Below are 24,126 nucleotides of genomic sequence, written 5' to 3' on the forward strand. Positions count from 1 at the left end.
TATGGTCGCCACCTGGGCCGTCGTGCTGTCGGCGCTGGTCTATCTCTGCTTTCTCTTCACGGTCGCCCATTGGGGCGACAACGGAGGCAAGCGTTTCATCCAGGGGCCGGCCCGCTCGACCATCGCGGCGCTGGCCCTCGCGGTCTATTGCACCTCCTGGACCTTCTTCGGATCGGTGGGCCTTGCCAGCCGCTCGGGCTTCGACTTCCTCGCCATCTATATCGGCCCGATCCTCGCGATCGGCTTCGGCTATCCGCTGGTCGCGCGGATCGTGCGCGTAGCCAAGACCCAGAACATCTCCTCCATCGCCGACTTCGTGGCCGCCCGCTACGGCAAGAGCGAACGGGTCGCGGCCCTCGTCAGCCTGATCGCCCTCGTCGGCTCGATCCCCTATATCGCCCTGCAGCTCAAGGCGGTCTCCTCCTCGCTCGACGTGTTCCTCGGCGCCGCGAGCGAAACGCTGCCGTTCCAGTTCCCGCTGGTAGGCGATCTCGCCTTCGTCGTCGCGCTCGTGCTCGCAGGCTTCGCCGTCGCCTTCGGCACGCGCCACACGGATGCGACCGAGCACCAGAACGGGCTGCTCCTCGCCATCTCTGTCGAATCCGTGGTGAAGCTGATCGCGTTCCTGGTCGTCGGGGGCTACATCACATTCGTGATGTTCGACGGATACGATGCCATCGTGCAGCGCCTCAACGCGCAGGGCACGAGCTCCAACCTGATGGGCACGACCTCCGGCTTCGGCAGCTACATCACGCTGATCCTGCTCTCCACCTGCGCCGCCCTGCTTCTGCCGCGTCAGTTTCACGTCACCGTGGTCGAGAACCACGAGATCGCCGACCTGAAGCGGACCGCCTGGCTGTTTCCGCTCTACCTGATCCTCATCAACATCTTCGTGATCCCGATCGCACTCGCAGGTCTCGCGGTTTACCCCAGCGGCGCCATCGACCGCGACATGACGCTGCTCGCGCTGCCGCTCATGGACAAGGCCGGCACCGTCGCGGTCATCGCCTTCCTCGGCGGGTTTTCGGCCGCCACCGCCATGGTCATCGTCGATTCCGTCGCCATCGCGGTGATGATCTCGAACCATCTCGTCATGCCCATCGTGCTGCGGCGGCGCGCCTTTGCCGGCATCGATCCAGGCAGCTTCGTGATCGGCGTGCGGCGGGTCTCGATCGTTCTCGTGATCCTGCTCGGCTATGTCTACTACCGCGCATCGGGAGAAGCGGCTCTCGCCGCCATCGGCCTTCTGTCCTTCGCCGCCATCGCGCAGGTCGCGCCGGCTTTCCTCGGAGGGCTCATCTGGACGCGCGGCACGGCGCTCGGCGCCAGCATCGGGTTGATCGTCGGGTTTCTCACCTGGGCCTACACGCTCCTTCTCCCGAGCCTCGTCTGGGATGGCGTGTTCTGGTCCGATGTCGTCGTCACCGGCCCGTTCGGCATCGCGGTGCTCAAGCCCACATCCCTGTTCGGCGTCGACCTGCCGCAGCTCACGCATGGCGTCGTCTGGAGCCTGACGCTCAACATCCTCTGCTACGTCGCCTTCTCCCTCTGGCGCCCGGTGACGGCGATGGAGCAGATCCAGGCCAATCTCTTTGTCGGCGAGGCCGTCGCCTCCGTGACGCCGAGCTTCCGCCTGTTCCGCGCCAGCGTCACCGTCGGCGAATTGCGCGCCACCGTGGCACGCTATCTCGGCGAGGAGCGCACGACGCGCTCCTTCGAGGGCTTCACCCACAGCCGCGGGCAGAACCTGGAGCCGCGCGCCGAGGCCGACATTCATCTTCTGCGCTACGCCGAGCATCTTCTGGCCTCGGCCATCGGCACAGCATCCTCACGTCTTGCCTTGTCGCTGCTTCTGCGCCGCCGCACCGTTTCGACGGAGGCGGCCCTCAAGCTCCTCGACGATGCCTCTGCCGCGATCCAGCACAGCCGCGACCTTCTCCAGCACGCGCTGAACTATGCCAAGCAGGGCATCACCGTGCTCGACAGCGACCTGCGCCTGCTGGCCTGGAACCAGGCCTTCATCGATCTCTACGACATGCCGCCCAACTTCGTTCATGTGGGCATCAGCATGGAACAGATCGTCACCTACAATGCCTCGCGCGGATCCTACGGACCCGGCCGGATCGAGGAACTCGTCGCGGCCCGCCTGCACTCGTTCCGGCACGATGTGGAGCCGGTGCGCCTAAAACTCTTTCCCTCCGGCAAGGTCATCGAGATCCGCTCGAACCTCCTGCCCGACGGCGGCCACGTCACCACCTACACGGATGTCACCGACACCGTTCTCGCGGAGGAGGCGAGCCGGCGCGCGAACGAGACGCTGGAACAGCGCGTGCGCGAGAGAACCGAAGAGCTGACGCGCCTCAACGAGGCTCTCAGAGGCGCGAAGGCGGACGCCGACGAGGCGAACATTTCCAAGACGCGCTTTCTCGCCGCCGCTTCGCACGATATCCTGCAGCCGCTCAATGCCGCGCGCCTCTACGCGACCTCGCTCGTGGAGCGGGACCGCGACGCAGGCGACGCGACGCTCGCCGAGAACATCGACGCCTCGCTCGACGCCGTCGAGGAAATCCTCACCGCCATCCTCGACATCTCGCGCCTCGACACGGGCGCCATGAAGCCGCAATGGTCGAGCTTCCGCATGGACGAGCTGTTCCGCCAGCTTCAGCGTGAGTTCGAGCCCGTGGCCGGCAGCAAGGGCCTGACGCTTACCTTCGCCATCCCCTCCCTCACGGTCCGCTCCGACCGGCGTCTCATGCGCCGCCTGCTGCAGAACCTGATCTCCAACGCGATCAAGTACACGCCGTCGGGCCGCGTGCTCGTCGGCGCGCGCCGGCGCGGCGCGCACCTCGTTCTCGAGGTCTGGGACACCGGCCTCGGCATTCCGCCCTCGAAGCAGCGCATCGTCTTCCGCGAATTCCAGCGCCTCGATCAGGGCGTGAAGGTTGCGCGCGGCCTGGGCCTTGGCCTTTCCATCGTCGAGCGCATCGGTCGCGTGCTCAAGCACCCGATCACGTTGAACTCGGAAGCGGGGCGAGGGTCCGTGTTCCGTGTCGAGGTGCCTGTCGTCGCAGCGCTCCCGGCCACCGCCGCCGCTCCCGAGCTGCCCAAGCCGGCGGCGACCGTTCTGTCTGGGCTGCGCGTGCTCGTGATCGACAACGAGCCGGCCATTCTCGAGGGCATGCGCCTTCTGCTCACGGGCTGGGGCTGCGAGACTTGGATTGCGTCGGATCTCGAAACGGCCCATCAGGCTCTGCGAACGCACAAGGCGCTGCCGGAGGTGATCGTCGCCGATTATCATCTCGACGACACGGACGGCCTCGAGCTCATCAAGGCCCTGCGCTGGAAGACGCAGGTCGACACGCCGGCCGTTCTTGTCACCGCCGACCGCACCCCGGTCGTGCGCGACGCCGCCGCCTCCATGCACATCCACGTCCTCAACAAGCCGCTCAAGCCGGCGGCTTTGCGCGCGCTGCTGACGCAATGGCGCGCGACCAAGGTGGCGGCGGAGTAGTTATGGCGTCATCCCTCGACGTCATCACCGGCCTTGTGCCGGTGATCTCGATACGAGAAACGCTGCGCTCCACAGGATCGGGATGGCCGGCACAAGGCCGGCCATGACGTGGAGGATCAATCCACTTTCAGCGCCTCATTGACCGCTGCCAGCGCATGGATCGTCGTCGTGTCGAACAACGGCACGGCGCAGTCCTCGTCGGACACGAGTAGCATGATCTCGGTGCAGCCGAGAATGACGCATTGAGCACCGCGCTCGATCAGGCGGGCGATGATCGCGCGATAGGCCTGCCGCGATTCCGGCACGATCTTTCCGAGCACGAGTTCCTTGTAGATGATCTCGTGCACGACGCGACGGTCGTCCTCGTCGGGCACGGTGACGTCGAGGCCATGATGCTGTTGCAGGCGGCCCTTATAAAAGTCCTGCTCCATGGTGAAGGCCGTGCCGAGGAGACCCACGCGGTGGAAGCCGGCGGCCTTGATCTGCTCCGCTGTGGGATCGGCGATGTGGAGCAGCGGGATACTCACGGCCGTTTCGATCGCATCCGCGACGCGATGCATGGTGTTGGTGCACAAAACGATGAAGCTCGCGCCGCCCTGCTCCAGCCGAAGCGCCGCCTCCCTCATCGCTTCCGCAAGTTTGTTCCAGTCACCTTCGTGCTGAAGCCGCTTGATCCCCTCGAAATCGACGGAATACATCAGGCATTGCGCCGAATGAACGCCACCGAGCCGGCGGTTTGTCTCCTGATTGATGATGCGGTAATACTCGGCCGAGCTTTCCCAGCTCATGCCGCCGATGAGGCCGATGGTCCGCATCGCACAGGCCCTCAGGCGTTCGGCGTATAGGGATCGCGCCCGCTGCCGAGCGCGTCGTCGAGCAGCTCGAGCCGATCCTGGCCCCAGAACACCTCGCCGTCGAGCACATAGGCCGGCGAGCCGAAGACGTCGCCTGCCACCGCATTCTCCAGGTTGAGCGCATAGATCGCCTCGGTGGTGCTGCCTGTCACCACGTCCATGAGGGCGGACGAGTCGAGACCGGCCTGTTCCGCCAGCTCCGCGAGCACGAGCGGATCGCCCAGGTTGCGCTCCTCCTCCCAGATCCCCGAAAAGGCCCGGCGCAGGAAGGCATCGGGGCTCTTGCCGGAGGCGGTGATCGCGATGACGAACCGGTCGGCGAGGTTCACATCGAAGGGCCAATGCTTCGGCGCTATGTTGAAGGACAGCCCGCGCCTTTCGCGCCAGCGCTGCAGTTCCACGATCCGGTAGCGCTGCCGCGCCGGGTGGCGCTGGGCGAGGGGCAGGCCGCCGGTCTCCGAGAAGACACGGCCGAGGAAGACAGGCTTGTAATTGACCTCGATCCCGTGCCTTTGCGCGATCTCCATGAAGGGCGCATGGCCGATATAGGCCCAGGGGCTCACGAGGGAGAAGTAATAATCGATGATGCGGGGCATGGGTCCGATTCGGGTTTGATCAGGCCGGAACGGCGATGGCCCACCTTGAACCATCAGGCGGCGCGCTTCAACGTCTCTTCCGCCCGGAGAAAAGCCTCGACCTCGGGCGCCACCGCCGGCGCCTGAGCCCGAAGGCCGATCTCGCCGAGCAGCCGCTCCATCGACACGAAGCCCTTCTCCCGCCGGTCGTAGAGTCCGGCCCGCACGAGGGCGATGGCATTCAGAATCGAACTGCCGTCCCGCGCCTCCGAGACCAGCCGATGCTCCATCACCACGTGGCTTTCCGACCAGGTTAGGATGCGCGTCTCCAGGGTGAAGGTGCGGAAAGCTTTAAGCTCCCGCCGGAACCGGATCTGCCCGGCGCCCACTACCGGCACCCACCCATGCTTCAGAATCGGGCGCCACAGGCCGGAGCGGATCATGATGTCGGTGCGGCCGAGATCCATGAGCGTCCAGTAGCGGCCGTTGTTCATGTGGAGCGAGGTGTCTACATCATTTGCGAAAGGCATGACGTTCGACTAGGGTTAACCGCAACTTCGCAAATCACCCCTGATCGATACCATGCACTGGAATCCCTCGCCTACTGGCTCGCGCTCGCTTTATGGCCATCAGCCGCCCACCGGCTCGAAAGAATTGGCTATCGAGTACCTACGTTTCAGCGATGCCATCCAAAGCCTTGGTGACTCCAAGCGTCGTCAAAGGGATGCCAATGCCGCCTATGCCGATCAGGCGCATTTGGAGATCGTTGAAAGCTTCGAGGATCTTGGTATCTCGGCCTTCAAAGGGCGCAATGCGAAGGTCGGCGCGTTCAAAGCTCTAAACGATATGGCCACTCAGGGGATCTTCCAGCAGCACGGCATAAAGCATGTCATCGTCGAGGCGTTTGACCGCCTTTCGCGTATGACGCTCGATGACGCGTATCAGCAGTTCCGCACCCTTATCCTCTCGGGAATGACCGTTCACATTCGAGTGCTCCGGACGGCATACGACAAAGATGCACTCAATGACCCTCAAAAGCTCATGGGTGCCCTGATGTTCATGGGCCTTGCCCATGCTGATAGCGCTCAGAAAGCGTTCCGTGTCGGGGAGCGGCGGAAGCAGAACCGGATCGACGCCCGTGAAGGCCGGAAGGCGATGACATCGGTTTGCCCCTACTGGCTGCACAAAAGCCAACAGCCTTATGAGCAAGACGGGCGGACCTACTGGTTCAAGCCCTATCCCAAGCGGGCGCAAGTCGTCCGCGATATCTACGAAATGACCGCTGACGGCATGACTGTCTTCTCGCTCTGCCGCACCCTCACCGAACGGGAGGAACCGACTTTTCGACAGGGCAAGGGAAGCGCCAAGCACGGTTGGAGCACGGCCTACATTTCGCGCATCCTGAACTCGCGGGAAGTCATCGGCGAAATGCAACCCTGTAAGCTCGATAGCGGCAAGCCCGTGCCAGACGGTGACCCGATCTACAACTATTATCCTCCCGTTGTGGAAGTCGAACTCTACAATCGGGCTCAAGCTGCCCGTCGCCGTCCTAACCATAAGGGACGCACTGGCACTTCTAATGACGGAACATCGAACTATACGAACCTGTTTCGCGGGCTGCTTCTGTGCGGCCACTGCCACGATGCGGAAACCGGTGAGGCCGCGACGATGCAGATCCGTGGCAACCTCCGGAAGGGTAAGGGGAATAGGAAGCCCAAGACCTACTCATATCTGATTTGCGCCGCGAAGAGGAAAGCGGGCAGCAACGTTCATGAGACCCAGAGAAACTGGCGTTACGATCTGTTCGAAAAATTGTTTTTGGAACATGTGCGAGATTTTGACGTAACGGGGTTGCTCAAGAACAAAGCCCCGGAGAGCCCTGAGCAGATTATCCGTAAACAGATCGAAGAGACGGAATATAAGGTTCAGACACTGGAAGCCGAAATCGAGAACCTCGGCAAGCAGCTTGATAACGCCAAGTCCGAAAGGACAGGTGCGTTCATACAGGACCGCGTTGACAAGAAACTTGCCGAACTGGACGCGGCTGAGGCTGACCTCAAGAAACTTCAGGAGGAATTTCGGACCTCGCGCATTCGGGAAGATCGTCGGGTTCAGAGCATCGAAACCATCGAAGCCATCAAAGGCGAGTTGGCTCAGGCCGAAGGGGCGGACCTTGCTCGTCTTCGCGAACGGCTCGCCTTCAACATCAAGAGCATGGTCGATGGCATATACTTCTATGCCGATGGCGCGGTGGATGTAATCGTGTTCGGTGGCATCAAGGCATATCGCTTCCGAGACGGTAAGCTTGAGGCCCAGATCAACCTGATCCCACAGATTGAGGCTGGTAACATCAGAGCCGAAGCCTATACGAGCGATGGTAAAGATCACCGGGATGCTCAGAACCGCACCGTAATCGTTGAAGATACGGAACGGCGCAAGAAGTTTGAGAAGCTGAAAAGATTGCAATGATCCTGTCAACGGCGGTTCAAAAGTCGACCACGGGGCGGCGCAAAACTGGGCCAGTGGCGGGCGCGCTGACCACATAGCTGGCGCGTGCCATGGCGCATTGGCCCCCTGGGCCAATTGTCATCGGGTTGATTTCAGGACGATGTTTGCCGTTTGCGCGATCGGCTATGAGCAAGACGGTAGCTCTCGCCGTTCATCTCGAGGATGCTGACATGGTGGGTCAGTCGGTCGAGAAGTGCGCCCGTAAGGCGTTCTGAGCCAAGGGTCTCGGTCCATTCGTCAAAGGGCAGATTGCTGGTTATGAGGGTGGCGCCGCGTTCGTAGCGTCGCGAGATCAGCTCGAACAGCAGCTCCGCCCCGGTCTTCGAGAGGGGCACGAAGCCCAGTTCGTCGATGATCAGCAGCTTGTATCCGGCCATCTGCCTCTGGAGACGAAGCAGGCGGCGCTCGTCACGGGCCTCCATCATCTCGCTGACCAGGGCAGAGGCTGTGGTGAAGCCGACGGACAGTCCCCTTTGGCAGGCGGCCAGCCCGAGCCCCAGGGCGATATGGGTCTTGCCGGTGCCGGAGGGGCCGAGGGCAATGACATTCTCGCGCCGCTCGATCCACTCGCCACGCGCCAGCTCTAGGACCTGCATCTTGTTCAGTCTCGGGATGGCGGCGAAGTCGAAGCTGTCGAGGCTTTTGACGGCCGGGAACTTCGCGGTCTTGATGCGCCGCTCGACCATCCGCCGCTCGCGGTCGATCAGCTCCATCTCCACGAGCCGGGCCAAGAAGCGGACATGGTCAAGCCCCTCGGTGGCGCATTGGCGGGCCAGCTTCTGGTGCTCGCGCAGGAATGTGGGCAGTTTGAGCGCCTTGAGGTGGTGGGCGAGCAAAATCTCGGGAGCTTCAGCGCTCATGCGGCATCCTCCGAGATCAGGCACATATAGGCCGCCGCCGATGTCTTCTCGACCCTGGCTTTCGGCAGATAGGGGTAAACATCGAGGTCCAGCCGCGGCGGTCTGCGCTCCACCCGGCACAGGACCAGATGCTTGACCGCATCGAAGCCGATCGCCCCCATCTGCAGGGCCTGCTTCACCGCAGCATGGAGATCCGGGAGATTGAAGAGTTCCAGCAGCCGCAGCACCTGCACATATTCGCGCCGGCCCTGCTTGTTCATGCGGACTTCCATCAAGCCGCGCAAGGTCGCGAACTCCTCGGGCAGGTCCCATCCCTGCAAAGGAGCGGCCTGATCGAGTGCGTTGATCTTGTTCTCGATCAACGGGAGGTAATGTAGCGGATTAAAGATCACCTCTTCCCGCTCGTAGCTGCGGGGATGGCGCGCAATGACCTCGCTGCGGCAGCCGATCACCACCTCGTCGACATAGCCCCGGATCCAGACATCCTGATGGCCCCAGGCCACGGGCACCGAGTAGTCGTTGGTCTTGTAGCGCACGAGCGACTGCGATGAGACGCGCCCGCTGGCCTGATCGCAGGCCTCAAATGGCGAGGCCGGCAGGGGACGCATGGCCGCGGTATCCCGCTGCAGGCGCTGGCCGATCGTCTCGGCCGGCCCCCGCAGCTTGTCATCCTGCCGCTTGCGGCATTGCCCCTCCAGCCAGGTGTTGAAGGTCTCCCAGCTCGGGAAGTTCGGGATTGGCACCATGAAGTTGCGACGGGAATAACCGACGAGGCCCTCCACATTCCCTTTGTCGTTCCCCTTGCCCGGACGACCGTAGCGATCCCGGATCACGTAGTGCGACAGGAAACCACTGAACAACGCCGCCCGCTTGCGCGTCCCGTCCGGCAGGATCTTTGCCACCAGGCAGCGGTCATTGTCATAGAGCACCGACTGCGGCACCGCACCGAAGAAGGCAAAGGCCTGGATGTGGCCGTCCACCCAGGCCTCAGACACAGCCGCGGGATAGGCCCGGACGAAACACGCATCGCTGTGCGGAAGATCAAGCACGAAGAAATGCGCTTTCTGCTCCACCCCGCCGATCACGACCACCGCCTCCCCGAAGTCGGCCTGCGCATGGCCGGGTGGGTGCGACAGCGGCACAAACATCTCCTGGCATCGCCGCTCGCGCTCGCGGATGTAGTCTTTGATCGTCGTATAGCCGCCGGTGAACCCATGCTCCTCCCGGAGCCGGTCAAACACCCGCTTCGCCGTATGGCGTTGCTTGCGGTGAACCGACCGATCGCCCTCCAGCCAGGCATCGATGATCGGGACGAACGTTTCCAGCTTCGGGCGCCGGACAGGAGCATGACGCCGATAGCCGGGCGGCTCCGCATAGGCCATCATCTTGCGAACGCTGTCGCGCGATATGTTGAAATGCTTCGCCGCCTCGCGCTGGCTCATGCCTTCAGAGCACGCCAGCCGAACCTTCCGGTAAAGTTCCACGGTGAAAATCCCCCAGCCCTCCCTGCAACCGGCAGAAAGGGAATAGGTGGACGACTTTTACGCCGCCCGCAGCGGGTCTATCCCGCCGCTACCGTGGTCAAATTTTGCACCGCCGTTCTCATCTCGCCGTAAGCTATGGCTCCTGTCAGCGGTTCTGAGCAATGACGGTGAAATCCCTAACGATCTTTGCGCTGCTCGCACTGTCGCTTTTCGTTGCTGATAGGCTCGTGAGAATAGAGAACCAGCGGTATGCGTTGATGCTTCGGATGTGCGAGAAACCGATTGTCCCTAATTCAAATGTCGTCGTGCAAGATGCCAAGTGCCTCGGGACGGTGCAAACCAGAACGTCATGGTTCTGGCATCTGTTCTACGCTCTGACGGACGACGTGTAAGCCGCTCCACTCTGGGAGAAATAACCGGAAGACGCACACGTTTCGCTCGTCGCCCATATAGAGCATCACACTTAGAAATAGCGTCAGCCCTCCCCTGCCCTACCACCAATTGTAGGCCCGTTGAGGGCTCAGAAATGGCCGCAGAAAGGCAAAAAGAAAGGCCGGGAGATTTCCCGGCCCATGGGTCTGAAGCCTGCTGGTGACGTTCTTATACGGTCTGCTGAAGCTGTTTCTTGACGATCTGACCGACAGTCTCGTGACTGATGTTGAAGCCATCTTTCTGCAACATCTTCGCGATGCCGCGATAAGAGAAGCCATCGGCCTTCAACTCGATCATGGTCTTGATTGCGTCCTGCTCGTCTTCCTTCTCGATCAGTTCACCATCGTCACCAACCATGAAGCCGAAGGGCACAGAGCCACCCAGGAAGCGATTACGCTTCTTCTGGTCCTGCTTAACCTCGGTGATACGCTCCTTCGTCCTGTCTCGTTCCTGCTCGGCCACGGCAGACAAGATTGTGAAGACGAGCTTCGAGACACCGTTGCTGGTCACGTCGCCACCAAGGTCCATCATGTGCAGGGCAACACCCTTCTCCTTGAACTTCCGCAGGACGTTGAGCGCATCATCAGCAGAACGGAAGCAGCGGTCCAACTTGGTCACGATCACCGTGTCACCGACCTTCACCTTCGCCATAAGCTCACCACCACGAGGGCGATCAGCGAAAGGCACAGAGCCAGAAACCCCTTCTTCAACGAAATGCTCATCTACCGTGGTGTCGATCATCTGGGAATAACCTTCGATGCGGCGCTGCTGAGCACCCAGGCTTTCACCCTCATTGGCTTGGGTCAGTGTGCTTACTCTTGAATAGGAATATGTTGCCATCCGTGCCGTTCCTCTGCCTGTCAGACCGTCAGACTGTGACCCGATAACGGCTGCTTGTCACCCTCCTATTGCAGGCTGACATAAAGCGATATGTTATAGCTCTGGATGGCGTTGCAACCACCGTCGCACCCACCGTCTTCAGACCATATGTCCGACGATCTCACCCACGATGTCGCCAATGTCCCAGGCCCATCGTCCTCGTGATGGTGAGGCAGCACGGTCTTCGCCACGGTCGTTCACGTGAGGCTCCACCTGCACGTTCAGCGGGAAAGATTTTAGGGGAACCCCACACCTACTATGTTCGTTTTGCGGAAAGTTGAGTTGCGTTCTGGTGGAGCAACTTACTAAAAGTTGCGCGTTGTGTGCTGGGTCCGTTCTCGATGGCCATCAAAGGCACTGCCGATGAACAAGACTCAACCAGTAATCCAACGCCACCTAGCTGCAATCTTTTGCGCAGACGCGGCGGGTTATGCACGTCTGATGAGTATTGACGAGTCTAGCGCCTTATCGTTACTTAACTCGCGTCGTGAGATTATTGATCGACTGATCACTCGTTACGGTGGCCGCACCGCGAATACTGCCGGAGACAGTATTGTTGCAGAGTTCCCGAGTTGCATAAACGCAGTTAGGTGCGCCTTAGATGTTCAGGAGCAAATCGCAGACGCCAACGAGGATATTTCAAGAGAGCGACGGGTCATTTTTCGGATTGGCGTTCATGTCGGCGAGATCATGACCAGAAACGGTGATCTGTTCGGCGATGGTGTCAACATCGCAGCGCGTATGGAGAAGCTGGCCCCACCCGGATGTGTAGCTGTTTCAGAAGCAGCCTTTCAATACGCTTGCAAGGCCGTGTCAGTGACTTTTGACGACCTTGGACCGCAACTCTTCAAGAATTTGAGCACACCTGTTCGAGCTTATATTGCCTGCCCTTCTATCAATCCGCTGTCGCGGGCTATTCCATCGGTTCACCGCCAAAGTGAGTTTAACTTAGTTCGGCGCTTCCATCGAGTTCTTACCGCTGCTGTACGGAAGATTGCCACGCCCGAGGGACTGACAGCAGTTGAGCCAACAGTGCTTGCGTCGCTCCATGACGCTCCCGCAATTGATGAGCAGCGCCTTGCGGATCGGATCGGGGCTGATCTTGCCCATGTTCAGCGGATGGTGAAGCACCTTCAAAGCCGAGGGCTCGTTGGCCGGGCGGACGGTTTTGGGAGTAACCGCCGACGCCTTTTCAGTCTCACACCCGAGGGGCACGAACTGTTTTCCCAACTTTATCCTGCCGTCCTCTCAGTGAGAGATGAAGTCATGGCGTCGCTCTCGCAGGCTGAACGGGAAACCCTGCTCAGCCTTGTAGCCCGCGTCGTCGCCGCCAATGAACACGGGAACAGTCGCTATTCACGGTGACGGTTTGGGCCGCATGGCATCGGATCGCATTTCGAATCGAGTTCTACAGAAAAAGCTGCCCAGTCAGCCCGGTGGCTAAACCGTTCGGATGCCGTTTCTGGCTGCTTTTTGACAACGACTGCTCTGAAGCGCGTCAGCCATGTTGGAAGTCTCCCACGTCATCTATCGGGACCCTGAGCTTAGCCTGAAGGTGGGCTGAAGCCCAAGCCAACTCCTGCCGAATCGTTTGGAACCCCCAGCCTATCGTTCTCATTTCGTTCGCATACAGCTATGGGGCAGCGATGGTTGAACGGCTGAGCGATTTTCCTTGGGTGATCGTCCGGATCGATTGTCCCTTCTGTCCTCGCCGGAAGGGGCAGTATCGGCTGGCTCGGTTGGCCGAGGAGTTCGGGTCAGACATCCAGCTATGCGACCTCCTCGATAGGATCTCACTCGATTGCCCGAGGAAGTCCCTCCCGTGGGAGCGCCCTGCTGGTCAATACGATCCAAAGTGCAAAGCCCGCTTCACGGACTTGGAGGCAACCAGTCGCCCTCCTCCGGATCTACCACCGATGCTGCGAAAGCTCATGCTGATCCAGGGTGGAAAACGGTGAACGCCGAAAGGTCCAGCGAACTGAACTATCTCTGCCCAGACGCGTCCCGGCAGCTACCCTCCCCGCTCACACTTTGCATCGCCACAAGGGCGCAAGGACAACTATACCAGCGCGGCTGTATGATTGCGTGTTGGAATCCGGACATCCGAGCCACCGCAGCCAAGCCTCAAAGTACGTTGAACGATACGCTGGTCGTAGGAGTTGGAAAGCCACACCCAAAGAAGTCAGATCGTCATCTCAACAGGAGAGTGATCATGGACGAGAAACAGGGAACAGGAACCGGGCAAGCTGGAAATGTGCAGTCCAATGCTGCAACCCAAGCGAGCGGTAATGGCCCTAATCCTCAAGGGAATGCTCAAGGGGGCGGGGGCTCGACTGAAAGTTTGGTTGACCAAGCGACGAACACTGTTGCTGACGTTGCAGACCGTGCCTCCGATGTGGCCCGTGGTGCTTACGAGCAGGGTCAGCAATATGTCCGCGAAGCAAGTGACCGGTATCCCGAGGCCCAGCGCTACTATCAACGAGCCACACAGGCCATCGAGCACCAATTCACTGAGTCCCCACTCGTATCGCTGCTGGCGGTCGGAGCAGTCGGCCTTGGTATGGCCTGGGTCATTGGTGGTCTGACCAGAAGCCAGGACCGTGCGCCATCTGGTGCCAGGAGCCGAAGGGACTCCCCTGGTCAGCGCTCCGGCAAGCCTTTGATCGAAAGCGACCGGGTGGAAGGAACTGCCGTCTACGACCAGAGCGGCAAGCGCATCGGCACCGTCGAGCGGGTCATGATCGATAAGCTCAGTGGACGTGTTGCCTATGCCGTGATGTCGTTTGGCGGCTTTTTTGGGGTTGGTGCGGACGAGTACGCCGTCCCCTGGCGCATGCTCGATTATGCCCCCCGCCTGGGAGGTTATCAGATCCAGACTACCGCAGAGCAGCTTCGGAGTGCGCCGCGTCTCTCCCGTGATCGCGGTCAGGACTGGCCGGATCGGCAGAGTGAGCAGGATCTGCACGACCATTATCAGGTGTCCTACTACTGGGTCCTGACCTGACGATCTGGACAGGCAAGCGGCAGAGGTATTCCGCTCCCGGTCCCCTCATAGGACCGGGACTTATCAACGAGACCCTGCCTGCGGCGCAGGTGTCGGTCCAAACCTCGCTTCTTCAGACCTAAGCTCCGGTCATCACGCCGCCTGCCCGGCTGACCTGAAGTTCTTGGCGAGATCCCCTGCGGCGCGGAAGGCTTGCATGGCCTCAGCCCCGGTCATTGCAAGGGTGGTCTTCATGTCTGTCACGCCGCCGCCTGCCGCCGCCGTGATCACCGCCGCCGCAACCGTGCGTGCATCCGGCGCTTCGACCACGAGGAGCCAGTCGTACTCGCCGAAGGTCACATAGTAGGACAGAAGCTTACCGCCCGCAGCTTCAATGAGCTTGGATACCGGCTCAGTCCGGTCTTCCGGCGTGGTCGCCATATTGCGCATCGCATCTTGCGAATACCGACCCTGAGAAATGAAGATAGGCATAGCGCTCTCCTGAGGTTGCCATGGGAAGGAAGTGTCCATCACCTGCTCGCTCATGTTGTCAGCAGGTCGATGATTCTCATGATGGCGATTGCATTGCTCTTGTTCTGGGTGCCTTCCGTGGTGTTGCCCTTGGCGCAAGTCCACACGTCTCCCTTCTTGACCGTGAACTGTTTGTCGTTCTGCACCACCGCGAGTTCGCCCTCGGACATGTGGCAGAGCATGTCGTTCATCATTGTGTTGTCCGGGGTCTTGGCACCGGGTTGTAGAACGATGTCACGCAAATGCACCTTCTTGTAGGCAGGGATCAATGACTCCCGCTCCCCTAAGTCAATCTGCCTGACGCCCTGGATCAGTTCCTTACCCTCGTTGGGGCCATAGGTTTGGGCGGCAGCCTGTTCTGGAAGAACAAGCCCTGATAGCCCGGCAAAACCGATGGCAAGGGCTGATCTACGGTCGATGTCCAGCATAGCGTCCTCCTGTTGTTGAGGTCGCCTGCTCCGGGCCGGGGCCGACTTTCTTGCTCGACCCGAGCAAGAGCGACGTGGCCGGTGAAGGTGGGCCGAGGCGCTGCCCTTCCTCTGCGCTCGACCGCAGCGGCATCCAACTCAGGGCAGCCAGAACACTTGTTATTGGGCCAAAACTATACTCCTCCGAAACTGCGACCGCAAAGGCTAGGAATGTTCGTCAGTAACGTTGCATAGCATCCTTGGGATCGGCGCGGACGAGCATCCCGTCTCGTGGAGCGTGCTTACTAACAGCATCAGCCTGGATCGACATCGCACCGATACAATGATGAGCAGCGGCAAGGTTCAGGCTTGGGCGGTCAGTGTTGGCAATGCTGCTCACCAGCCCAAGTAGGGCGGCACTTTCCAGTGATCGTCAAGGTCCTGCTCATGGCTGCGGTCCCACCAGTCTTTCTCATCGCCAGAGACGACCGGAGCATCAGTTAGCTGCTCCTGCGTGATATCGGTTCTGTAGCCGCCAAGCTGGGTGTCGTACTTCAGTTTCTCCCATGGGATTGGGTGCCCATGGCTGCCGATCCCAAGAAAACCCCCAAAGGTCATCACGGCGTAAACCACTCGCCCGCTCACCTTCTCATTGATCAGGTGTTGGATCGTGCCGATGCGGTGACCTCGTGGGTCGTAGAGGGATCAGCACCCTCCTAATCCCTGGGCGGATCAGAAGAGGCGCTTACCCATAAGTGCTACTTCCATAGGATCATTGCGTGGAACTCAACGACAGCCCACGTGGGCCAGTAACAGGCTACGTCAGCAACCAATAACAAGCCGAGGGAACACATGGCCGCTAACCCGGAACGTCGATCTTCTAACGCTGGAATGGATGCTTCTCGGATGTATCCTCCTGAGCTTCTGCCGTTGGTGCAATCGCTTCTGGCGACCGTAGCCGACATTGACTTCGAGCATGAGAGTGACGTTGAGACTGTCAGGAATAGCTCAGCGGATGAGTGGCTGAAGCAGACGACGATTAGAAAGCTGCAAGAATGCCATCGAGAGCGGCGTATGCCCTACGTTCAGCAGCTTGAAAGCTTGCAGAGGCGGCTTCGGGCTCTGGCTGCCTGATTGTGAACTGGAGCCATTGAACTCCATTGAGTTCGTTCAGGGTACATCGGGCCACACCTGCCAGAACCTCTCCATCCCATCCGGCTTCTTGACAGGACCTCCTGATAAGCGGAGCCTTTTGTCGCTGCCCGCAGCGGCGAACCAGTCGGAGGGAATGATGGCTAAGAACGTCAAGGACATGCTGGCGGAAGCGAACTCGACTGTCCCCAAGCTATCTCCCGCCGAGGCCGCTGAGAAAATGCGGTCTGGTGATGTGCTCATCGTGGATGTCCGTGATCCGACAGAGGTTCAGCAAAGTGGAAAGATCAAAGGCGCTGTGAACGTCTCGCGAGGCATGCTGGAGTTTCGGGCCGACCCAGAGAGCCAATATCACAATTCGGCCTTCCAGAAGGACAAGACGATCCTCCTGCATTGCGCATCCGGTGGCCGTTCCGCTCTTGCGGGAAAGTCCCTTCAGGACATGGGCTACACAGACGTGTTTAACATTGGCAGCTTCAAGGATTTGGTCGAGGCAGGCATCGACACCGAGCCAGCCTGAGCTTACGACCACCGCCGAATACCGAACTTGCTCGCGCCTCACGATCATCAACACGGCGCAACAATGAGGATTACTGGTTGGACTTTCCTGGCACCATCTATTCGGCATCGACTTGGATCGTCCCAATCCTCATCGCAATCACATTCCATGAAGCGGCCCATGCCTATGCCGCCTGGAAACTAGGGGACGACACAGCGCACCGTCTGGGTCGTGTCACATTCAACCCGCTGAAGCATGTAGACCCTTTCGGAACGATCCTAGTTCCCACCCTGCTGTTCCTGACCAAGGCACCCTTCCTGTTTGGATGGGCGAAACCTGTCCCGGTAGCATTCGGGCGTCTTGGCCATCCGCGCCGCGACATGGCAATTGTCGCCATTGCCGGGCCGCTGACAAATGTGACGCTGGCCTTTATATCGGCGGCTCTTCTTCGAACGGTCCCGCTGCTGCCGGAGGCAATAGCAGCCTGGCTGGTGAAGACCCTTTATCAATCGATCCTGCTGAACCTGATACTGGCAATCTTCAATATGTTTCCCCTCCCGCCCCTGGACGGAGGCCGCGTCGCCTTGAGCATTCTGCCCAAAGCACTGGCAAGGCCATTCGCAAAGCTGGAGCGGTTCGGCTTCCTCATTCTGCTCGGGATCATCGTCCTTCTGCCGCTGCTGGGCAGACAGATCTGAACCGACCTGAACCTCTTCCGGTGGGCTGTTGGTATTCCGCTCCGATGGCTGACCCCGTTCTTCCTAGCAGTAGCAGGGGTGCCCCAATAGCGTCCGCAGAATATGGGTGGTCCAAGTTCGATGCCGACCGACCATGTAAATCCTTCGGCCCTCGTGGTTCGAGCCCACATCAAAGACATCACGAGGCGGATGCGGTCTCGTGGGACTTAGCGGTTGAGGTCTTTGGAGTCTTTGGCAGGGTAGACATTGGGGCCTGCGGGCGGGTTCGATGGGCTGGTTGTTCCAGTCGTAGTCGTTCCTGCTGCTGTCCGGTTCACTCCAGCCACACCGGAGGCTGTTGTCGCGCCTCGTTTCTTCATGAAATACCAGACCGCAGCACCGATGATCGCCAGCAGAACCAGAAGCCCCAGCCAGCCTAGTCCACCGCCATCATCCGTGGTTGGAGGCGGTGTTGTGGGCGCTGGCGTCCCTGTGGTCTGCGCATAAGCGGCTGAGGACACAAACAGGAAGACCAAGGCGGGAATGCTCTTCATTGGGTTTTCCTCCGCACCAGCGAGATCAACGACCTCTGAGCACTGAATCGCACAACCGCTACCGGTGCTCGGAGGCTGACGATTTTTCACGAGTGTGATCCTCACTCTGGTGAATGAGGAGCGTGATTTTGAAAGGGGTCAGCCCCCCAGAACCGTTTTGAACCGGACAGCCGCAGCCCGGTCGCGTTTAGCTGCTCTGCTGGAGACGCTTGGCCAAGAGTTGCTTAGCGCGGTCAGCCCGCTGTTTTTCTTGCTGTTGAGCTTCGCGGAAGAAGGCGGCGAGATCCTGATCGCTCCCAGCGTCACTAGCATACTGCTCGTACAGATCTGCTCCTTGGAGAGCATGATATAGAACGCTGACGAGATTGTAGGTGGCGTCTTTGGTGCCGGTGCTGTTGGCCATAGCAAGGCTCCTCTAGTGCGAAGACACTGGCGCAATACTTGGCTGCCAGGAAGGTTCCCGTAATGTCCGGATTACATTGGGTCAGAGATCCCGAAAGTCTCTTCTATAGTCAAGCACTCGGGAGAGGCACCATTCTTTACGAGGGATCATGACATATAAGTAAGAAGGGGGTTGAGCCCCCTTCCTCAATCCTTCTTGAAGGCGTCTTTGACGGAATCCTTGATGCCACCAATGGTGTTCTGAATCTTACCTTCGGCCTGATCCGCCTTGCCTTCGGTCTGCATCTTGGAGTCACCGGTCACATTACCGATACCTTCTTTGACTTTGCCACCGATGTTCTTGGCGGAACCATCAACGCGATTTTTATCAACCATAATTCTCTCCTCAGTTGCTGGTTCAACGTGCACTGAGTTGAGCCGTTCCTGCGGCATAAAACATCTGCACACATTGAGGGCACCGTTCTGAGGAAAGCCCAAAGGCTGCCGAGCGTGTGTGATTGGCCGGATTCGGCTAAGAAAGGCTGCCTGCTGTGCTAGGGGCCGAATCCGGCTGACCTGCGGAGACGCATTGCCGATTTCGGCGCACGGGTCTTGCGCGGCACGCCTGCTGGCGAACTTCCGATTGAGGACCCCACGACAATTGAGCTTGTCATTCACCTGAAAACCGCCAGGGCACTCGGCATCGATCTTCCGTTTTGGCTTCTCGCACAGGCCAACGAGGTTATCGAATAGCCGACTCAATGATCGAGTTTGAACCATGCTCGCTGACGAGTGCTCATAACCCGATGTTGGAAAGATCCTTCAACACGGTCATGGAGCGGGGGGAGTTCATCGCATAGGAGCCAATGAAGGAACTCTGATGCACTGGCTTATAGCTCCCCTGTCCGTTCTGAAGAACACTCAGAGGACGCCGAACAAGTTCCCCGTGTTCGTGATAGAGAGGAAAACAACGGTAACGGGGACTTCCAATGCTCTATCTATCCGTCGCGTGGACGGTCATCGGCCTTGCTGCCATTGTTCGCTCCTACATCCTGCTCATGGGGGAGAACACTCCGGAGGCCCGGCGTAAGACGGCCACGACCACCCGTGTGGTTGGATTCACCCTGATCGTGGTCGGAGCAATTCAGATGCTGGTCTGGATTTTCACAGCCTGAAGTCGGTCAGATTCCTGGCAAGGGAGGTCTGTTGCTGTCTCTCACCTATTGGGAAATCCTTCAAATCCCTTCGAATCAAACCGAAGCCCTCCGCCCCCTTCCCCTTGATCTGCCGATGATGCGCAAGTGCGGAGAACGGCTTCGATCCCCAACTGGATCGTTGCGCTGAGCGCAAACCAATCCAAGGGTGCGGTTAGTGGTAAGTGGATGAGCGCAGTTCACGCTCCTTGGCCCGCGAGGAGATAATCCAGACGGCATGGACGATGCCGGGGATGTACCCGAAGATCGTCAGCAGGATGTTTATCCAGAAATGCAGACCTAAGCCGACAGTGAGCAGAACCCCCACAGGCGGCAGCAGGATCGCCAAAATCACGCGGATGATGTTCAATTTACGTCTCCACGGCGCGTGGGGCGGATGTTGCCCACTCTAATATCAACCCAGGCAGTGCGATTGACGTTCCCCGAAGCCGCTGCGCTGGCAGAGGAACTCTGCCTTCGTATCCTCCGTTGGCCTCACATACTTATGCTGAGGGGAGTTAGCCAATGATTTGCGCATTCTGCCATCAAGACGTGAAGGACCCCTGCTACGACATACAGGAGATTCGCCAACGAGCCATGAGCCACATTGATCGCTGTGAAGAGGCCCTCAGAGATGATTTGAGCGACGGGATCAACCCCAGTGACGGTCAGAGCGCCGGGAGCATATGATCAAGGCTGCGGTCACGATGACAAAGAGCCCTTGGATGAGCCTCTGGTTGAGTGCGGCGAACACCTGGGCTGGTGCCGCCCGTGGTTTTGGGATGGCAGAGATGAGCCGTCAGCAGAAGGCTCTGCTGAAGGAAATGACGGGATCGGGGCTGAAGGGCCGATCCACTACCACTCGGTCGTCCAGAAAGGCTTCAACAGGAACGAAGAGGAAGCCCAAGCGCTGATCCAGAGCTATACTCATCTCTGAATGTCCGCATCCGCCGCCCACTTCGTGCCCTCGATCAAACGGTTCGCAAGATCCTCCGGTCCAAGGGTCATCCGTGAAAGTTCCATCAAACTGTTTTCACCAATCTCGTAGTCGATAAGTTCCGGACCGACCTTAACAATGATCATTGCGTGATCAGAGGAAACGTACACGACCGTTCCACTTCGGCCATCCTGGAGGTCGATTTCGTCAAGTTTTTCCATTGAGATTCTCTCAGATGCCGAGCAGCCGCCAATTCGGCTCCGGCTGTCCGTCCAGACAATAGAATGACCGCGTGTCAAGCGCCGGTTCACCGTTCTTCGGGTACCCAGCCGACCTCCACCAATCCGCTAAGCCTGTCAAAGGAGGCCCGTCGCCTGTTCTACGAGAAGAACGACCCGAACTGGCCATGGCGGCAGCCCTGATTGGGCTTGAGACAGAACCAGAATTTGCGCAACAATCTGCCCCACTTCTCCTGGATGACAGAGCTTGAGCGGTGTATAATTCGGTCATAGCCAAGGTGGAGCGAAGCCATGAAGATGACCGCTCACAGGCACAACTACCCTGCCCATGAGAATGCCGCCCATGAGAGCGCCTCATCCACTCGGCGTGCCCGTAACCGGCGTCGGCGACAGCACCTGAGGCATACCCAGCCCATGACACGGGAGCAGCAGGTTGCCCTGGTTGAGGAGGCTCGCGCCGCCCGCATGCGAGAACAGGACCACACGAAGTAGCGCGGCTTCCGCTCGGAGATTTCACTCACTTCCTGCTGTCCCCGCTTTGCCGCGCCTCATCGCGACGTTGCGTCAAGTGCAGATAGTTGGGGTTGAAATCGGCAAACATCGTCAAACGCTCGACATCCGGGATGGTGACGGTGTGCCCTTTCAGCGTGATCAGACCCTCCACCCGGAGTTGTCGCACGATGCGGTTGAGATGGACCCCGGTCATGGCCAGCGTATCGGCCAGTTGCCGTTGCGTCAGCGGCAGCACGAAACTGTTGTCGGTGGCCAGCCCGACCGCCTGAAGACGCACCAGCAACTCGCACAAAAGATGGGCCAGCCGTTTGTCGGCAGGTCTTCGGCTCATGTTGACCAGCCACTCCCGCAAGGTGCCTTGATCCGCCAGCGTTGACCACCAGAGAGCACGGGTGATGGTCCTGGAATGGGCGGTCAGGTCCTCGATCATGGTGTGGGGCAGCAATGCGACTTTGCAGGCTGTGAGCGTTCCGATGGTGTGATCAATCTTGCTTAAAATCGGCACGTGCAGATCACAGCAATCCCCCGGAACAAGGTAAGCCATGATCTGGCGACCTCCGTCCGGCAGGAGCTTGTAGCGGCAGGCAAAGCCTTCCAGGATCACATGGACGTTCTCAGGGCTGTCATCTTCCAAGATCAGATCGTGCCGGGGCTTGAACTGCCGCACGTCTCGGACAGCCTGCTCCAGCACCTGCCGGTCCTGATCAGACAGCGTAGCGCCATACTCAAGCTTCAGAACGAATGGGGTGGGCATGGCCACCCTCCATCACCGGAACGTGATGGTATCAGACTAACCCGCGTTGTGGCTATGCGCTAAGAGTGAGCCCCGAGGCCCCTGAGTAGCAGGACTTTTGTCCGCGTCGCTGCCGTGCAGAGGAGCACCATTGGCCGTCATTTGCGCCAGTGCTGGGAGATCGAATGAAACTTGGCTTTCAACGGGTCACCGTAGACACGCATGCTCCCGATGACGAGGGCTGCCTCGTGTTTGCCGGTAATCGGCTCGTGGCGGTGTTGGTGCGGTTGTCGGACCTGCATGGTCAAGAGGCAGGACGTTGGTATCTGGAACATGGCTTTGGCCGTTTAGACGGACCGGCTCACCCGATTTTCGACGATTTGGATGAGGCAGAGGACTGGGTGGCTCAGCGCATTAGCTGACGTGAAGCTCGGTCATTCAAGCTGTCACCGGGAACCGCCCACGGTTGTGTCCATCATGCCAGCTTCAGCAAAATGACCCCTCTTCGGAACAAGGGTCATGGAAGCACTGAGACCGCTCATTTCGGGCGGGCTGAGTCAACGACTGGAACGGGGGCAAGCCCGCGACCTCTCGGACGATCTTCTCTCTAATGGCCTCGATGAAATGACTCCGCTTCCTGACCGGGATCAAGAAGGCTCCCGGACCACCGATCACGCAATCCCGAAAGTAGAGGTCCAGGCTTTCCAACCCCGAGCCATCGGGATCGGGGCGCTTCAGCATGATCGGCAACCCATTGATGGTGATGTCTTGCGCTATGGCCTCGTCGCGGGCCTTGGTCACCATCCGACCCTGGTTATTGACCCCATCTCCGGAAATATCGATGACCTGACGGGACGCATGGACCGGACTCTCGCGAAGCTTCCGGACCCCGAAATCGATGGCGCTCGATATGGACGTGTGCCTGCCGCGTCGCATCGAGTGACCAGCAAGACTCGCGGCGAATTTGAACCCATCTGCGGGATGCTCGATCACGGTCCAGGGAACGACGATCTCCTGAAGGGAAGCATCAGCCCATTCGACATACATGACGGCGATGCGACCGATGGCACCTTTGCGGACGGCGTTGTGAACCTCCGTGGATCGGAATGCCTCAATGAAGCCGTGCCGTTGCATCTCCTGCTCGTCAAACTCCATCGAGGGGGACACATCGACGGCCAGCACCAAGGCCAGATCGACGGTCGTTTGGGCAGAGGCGCTGACAGAGCCGCCGAGAAACAGGAATGCAGTCAGAAACGGCAGCCACGCAGCATTAGGGCCGATGATTGGAGGGGAAAGGGAATTTCGTGAAAGCATATCATGCCCTCCACCCTGATCGGCCTGTTCGCACGAGGCCGAAGTGTGCGTCAGACTACGCCCGCCCTACGGGCCTTTAATCCAAGAACACGGAAACCAAGCGCTTCCTGACATCGGGAACAATGCCACTGGAGACCACCAAACCGCTCGGTTCAACGCTAGTGACTTTTGCGACCGAACGCGGGGTCAGAGCGACACGGTATGGACGATCTCGCCGCTTTCGTCCATGACTGCGACCGTCCAGCAGGAGTCGTGCCGCACCTGATGGAGCAGTCCGCCTCGGAGTTCCGCTGCGGTCTTGTCAGCCGCTCCTTGGGCTGTCAGCGGGTCGGGCAGATCGACGCCCTCATCGTCCCACACGAGGTTGTCCTCAGAGCGAAGGTGGAAGAAGTAACGAGGTATCTGAGCCTCCGTATAATCAGCACCCTGCCTTGTAACTGCCGTCCGACGCAGGAAATCTCAGGTCTCGGTGAGACCTGATGATGGTGCTGCCGAGCCGGTGCTCCATTCTCTCGGAGAATCCTACGGCTCCTACCTGTCTCGTTCCCCCGCACCGCTGCTTAAAAGAAGCAGGAGACCGCGAACGATCTCCTGCCAGTCAGAGGGAGTGAACATGAAGAAGCCTCAAGGAAAGTCCCGATATCCTTCGGCAATCAACCAATACCCCAAATGCGAACGCCGTTCCCGCATAAGCGTACAATTTCAACGATTTTCTTTAGCATTTTCAATCTATGTTTATGTTAATGATACTAACATAAACATAGATCAACATTCTGAAGCAAAAATAACCATAGATTGACGTTTTACTTTGACGTGAGCGGAAAAGTCCCGAATTCTCTGATCGACAATAGTGGCGTTCTTGGCGACAGCGGGTGGGGTTGCCGCCACGGCGCTCGTGGCAAATCCTCAT

26 protein-coding genes are annotated in these 24,126 nt (G+C 59.4%); 9 read left to right on the top strand and 17 right to left on the bottom strand.

Going from position 1 to position 24,126, the window contains the following annotated elements:
- The first annotated feature begins 1 nt into the window (after position 1).
- Complete coding sequence (locus BB934_RS07395) at positions 2-3,511, top strand: PAS domain-containing hybrid sensor histidine kinase/response regulator (RefSeq protein ID WP_099509058.1); 3,510 nt, start codon at positions 2-4, stop codon at positions 3,509-3,511.
- Positions 3,512-3,627: 116 nt separating this feature from the next.
- On the opposite strand, the gene BB934_RS07400 is transcribed toward BB934_RS07395, so the two are convergent.
- The 3 genes from BB934_RS07400 to BB934_RS07410 are packed head-to-tail and all read right to left on the bottom strand — an operon-like array spanning position 3,628 to position 5,470.
- Positions 3,628-4,326: an aspartate/glutamate racemase family protein gene (locus BB934_RS07400; RefSeq protein ID WP_099509059.1), complete on the bottom strand. Its 699-nt coding sequence runs from the start codon at positions 4,324-4,326 to the stop codon at positions 3,628-3,630.
- An 11-nt stretch (positions 4,327-4,337) separates the two neighbouring features.
- Positions 4,338-4,961, bottom strand: a complete 624-nt coding sequence (locus BB934_RS07405; RefSeq protein WP_099509060.1) for a 2-hydroxychromene-2-carboxylate isomerase — start codon at positions 4,959-4,961, stop codon at positions 4,338-4,340.
- 53 nt (positions 4,962-5,014) lie between these two features.
- On the bottom strand, positions 5,015-5,470 hold the full coding sequence (locus BB934_RS07410; protein ID WP_099509061.1) for a thioesterase family protein: 456 nt from the start codon (positions 5,468-5,470) through the stop codon (positions 5,015-5,017).
- Between the two features lie 52 nt (positions 5,471-5,522).
- Here BB934_RS07410 and BB934_RS07415 point away from each other — a divergent pair, with 52 nt between their 5' ends.
- Positions 5,523-7,409 carry a recombinase family protein gene (locus BB934_RS07415; protein ID WP_099509062.1) on the top strand — a complete coding sequence of 629 codons (1,887 nt, stop codon included), beginning with the start codon at positions 5,523-5,525 and terminating at the stop codon, positions 7,407-7,409.
- A gap of 131 nt (positions 7,410-7,540) precedes the next feature.
- On the opposite strand, the gene istB is transcribed toward BB934_RS07415, so the two are convergent.
- The 3 genes from istB to BB934_RS07435 form a co-directional block, all read right to left on the bottom strand.
- The gene (istB, locus tag BB934_RS07420) at positions 7,541-8,308 is read right to left on the bottom strand and encodes an IS21-like element helper ATPase IstB (protein ID WP_099508287.1); all 768 of its coding nucleotides are present in this window, start codon (positions 8,306-8,308) and stop codon (positions 7,541-7,543) included.
- The gene (gene istA / locus BB934_RS07425; protein WP_157933989.1) at positions 8,305-9,792 is read right to left on the bottom strand and encodes an IS21 family transposase; all 1,488 of its coding nucleotides are present in this window, start codon (positions 9,790-9,792) and stop codon (positions 8,305-8,307) included. Before istA ends, istB begins: the two co-directional genes overlap by 4 nt.
- Before the next feature lie 600 nt (positions 9,793-10,392).
- Positions 10,393-11,064, bottom strand: a complete 672-nt coding sequence (locus BB934_RS07435) for a recombinase family protein (RefSeq protein WP_099509064.1) — start codon at positions 11,062-11,064, stop codon at positions 10,393-10,395.
- A gap of 402 nt (positions 11,065-11,466) precedes the next feature.
- Between BB934_RS07435 and BB934_RS07440 the strand changes: the two genes are divergently transcribed.
- Entirely contained in the window at positions 11,467-12,468 is a 1,002-nt protein-coding gene (locus BB934_RS07440; protein WP_099509065.1) for an adenylate/guanylate cyclase domain-containing protein, read from the top strand.
- Positions 12,469-13,315: 847 nt separating this feature from the next.
- On the top strand, positions 13,316-14,107 hold the full coding sequence (locus BB934_RS50860; RefSeq protein ID WP_418294733.1) for a PRC-barrel domain-containing protein: 792 nt from the start codon (positions 13,316-13,318) through the stop codon (positions 14,105-14,107).
- A gap of 132 nt (positions 14,108-14,239) precedes the next feature.
- Here the strand turns inward: BB934_RS50860 and BB934_RS07455 are convergent, their stop codons facing one another.
- The 3 genes from BB934_RS07455 to BB934_RS07465 form a co-directional block, all read right to left on the bottom strand.
- Positions 14,240-14,578 carry a GYD domain-containing protein gene (locus tag BB934_RS07455; protein ID WP_099509067.1) on the bottom strand — a complete coding sequence of 113 codons (339 nt, stop codon included), beginning with the start codon at positions 14,576-14,578 and terminating at the stop codon, positions 14,240-14,242.
- A 50-nt stretch (positions 14,579-14,628) separates the two neighbouring features.
- A complete protein-coding gene (locus tag BB934_RS07460) occupies positions 14,629-15,045 on the bottom strand; it encodes a cupin domain-containing protein (protein WP_099509068.1) in 417 nt (138 codons plus the stop codon).
- Between the two features lie 375 nt (positions 15,046-15,420).
- Complete coding sequence (locus BB934_RS07465) at positions 15,421-15,669, bottom strand: hypothetical protein (protein WP_237050212.1); 249 nt, start codon at positions 15,667-15,669, stop codon at positions 15,421-15,423.
- Positions 15,670-16,315: 646 nt separating this feature from the next.
- Between BB934_RS07465 and BB934_RS07475 the strand changes: the two genes are divergently transcribed.
- Positions 16,316-16,696: a rhodanese-like domain-containing protein gene (locus tag BB934_RS07475; protein WP_099509071.1), complete on the top strand. Its 381-nt coding sequence runs from the start codon at positions 16,316-16,318 to the stop codon at positions 16,694-16,696.
- A gap of 77 nt (positions 16,697-16,773) precedes the next feature.
- Positions 16,774-17,373 (top strand): site-2 protease family protein, encoded by a 600-nt coding sequence (locus BB934_RS07480; RefSeq protein ID WP_099509072.1) that lies wholly within the window; start codon positions 16,774-16,776, stop codon positions 17,371-17,373.
- A gap of 206 nt (positions 17,374-17,579) precedes the next feature.
- On the opposite strand, the gene BB934_RS46935 is transcribed toward BB934_RS07480, so the two are convergent.
- The 3 genes from BB934_RS46935 to BB934_RS07490 all read right to left on the bottom strand — a co-directional run bounded on the left by BB934_RS46935 (position 17,580) and on the right by BB934_RS07490 (position 18,683).
- Positions 17,580-17,906, bottom strand: coding sequence for a hypothetical protein (locus BB934_RS46935; RefSeq protein WP_157934073.1), 327 nt, complete (start codon positions 17,904-17,906; stop codon positions 17,580-17,582).
- Positions 17,907-18,093: 187 nt separating this feature from the next.
- Positions 18,094-18,309, bottom strand: a complete 216-nt coding sequence (locus tag BB934_RS07485) for a hypothetical protein (RefSeq protein ID WP_099509073.1) — start codon at positions 18,307-18,309, stop codon at positions 18,094-18,096.
- 185 nt (positions 18,310-18,494) lie between these two features.
- Entirely contained in the window at positions 18,495-18,683 is a 189-nt protein-coding gene (locus tag BB934_RS07490; protein WP_099509074.1) for a CsbD family protein, read from the bottom strand.
- Between the two features lie 593 nt (positions 18,684-19,276).
- Between BB934_RS07490 and BB934_RS07495 the strand changes: the two genes are divergently transcribed.
- Positions 19,277-19,462, top strand: a complete 186-nt coding sequence (locus BB934_RS07495; RefSeq protein ID WP_099509075.1) for a hypothetical protein — start codon at positions 19,277-19,279, stop codon at positions 19,460-19,462.
- Positions 19,463-19,655: 193 nt separating this feature from the next.
- On the opposite strand, the gene BB934_RS07500 is transcribed toward BB934_RS07495, so the two are convergent.
- Positions 19,656-19,850, bottom strand: coding sequence for a YqaE/Pmp3 family membrane protein (locus tag BB934_RS07500; RefSeq protein WP_036365010.1), 195 nt, complete (start codon positions 19,848-19,850; stop codon positions 19,656-19,658).
- 557 nt (positions 19,851-20,407) lie between these two features.
- Entirely contained in the window at positions 20,408-20,638 is a 231-nt protein-coding gene (locus BB934_RS07510; protein ID WP_099509077.1) for a hypothetical protein, read from the bottom strand.
- Between the two features lie 309 nt (positions 20,639-20,947).
- Here BB934_RS07510 and BB934_RS07515 point away from each other — a divergent pair, with 309 nt between their 5' ends.
- A complete protein-coding gene (locus tag BB934_RS07515; protein WP_099509078.1) occupies positions 20,948-21,148 on the top strand; it encodes a hypothetical protein in 201 nt (66 codons plus the stop codon).
- A 25-nt stretch (positions 21,149-21,173) separates the two neighbouring features.
- Here the strand turns inward: BB934_RS07515 and BB934_RS07520 are convergent, their stop codons facing one another.
- Positions 21,174-21,860 (bottom strand): Crp/Fnr family transcriptional regulator, encoded by a 687-nt coding sequence (locus BB934_RS07520; RefSeq protein WP_237050213.1) that lies wholly within the window; start codon positions 21,858-21,860, stop codon positions 21,174-21,176.
- A 227-nt stretch (positions 21,861-22,087) separates the two neighbouring features.
- Here BB934_RS07520 and BB934_RS07525 point away from each other — a divergent pair, with 227 nt between their 5' ends.
- Positions 22,088-22,324, top strand: coding sequence for a hypothetical protein (locus BB934_RS07525; RefSeq protein WP_099509080.1), 237 nt, complete (start codon positions 22,088-22,090; stop codon positions 22,322-22,324).
- Positions 22,325-22,388: 64 nt separating this feature from the next.
- Here the strand turns inward: BB934_RS07525 and BB934_RS07530 are convergent, their stop codons facing one another.
- Both BB934_RS07530 and BB934_RS46940 read right to left on the bottom strand, forming a co-directional pair.
- A complete protein-coding gene (locus BB934_RS07530; protein ID WP_099509081.1) occupies positions 22,389-23,216 on the bottom strand; it encodes a DUF1194 domain-containing protein in 828 nt (275 codons plus the stop codon).
- A gap of 186 nt (positions 23,217-23,402) precedes the next feature.
- Positions 23,403-23,576 (bottom strand): DUF6894 family protein, encoded by a 174-nt coding sequence (locus tag BB934_RS46940; RefSeq protein WP_157934074.1) that lies wholly within the window; start codon positions 23,574-23,576, stop codon positions 23,403-23,405.
- Between the last annotated feature and the right edge of the window lie 550 nt (positions 23,577-24,126).

The organism is Microvirga ossetica (assembly GCF_002741015.1).
Lineage (GTDB): Bacteria > Pseudomonadota > Alphaproteobacteria > Rhizobiales > Beijerinckiaceae > Microvirga > Microvirga ossetica.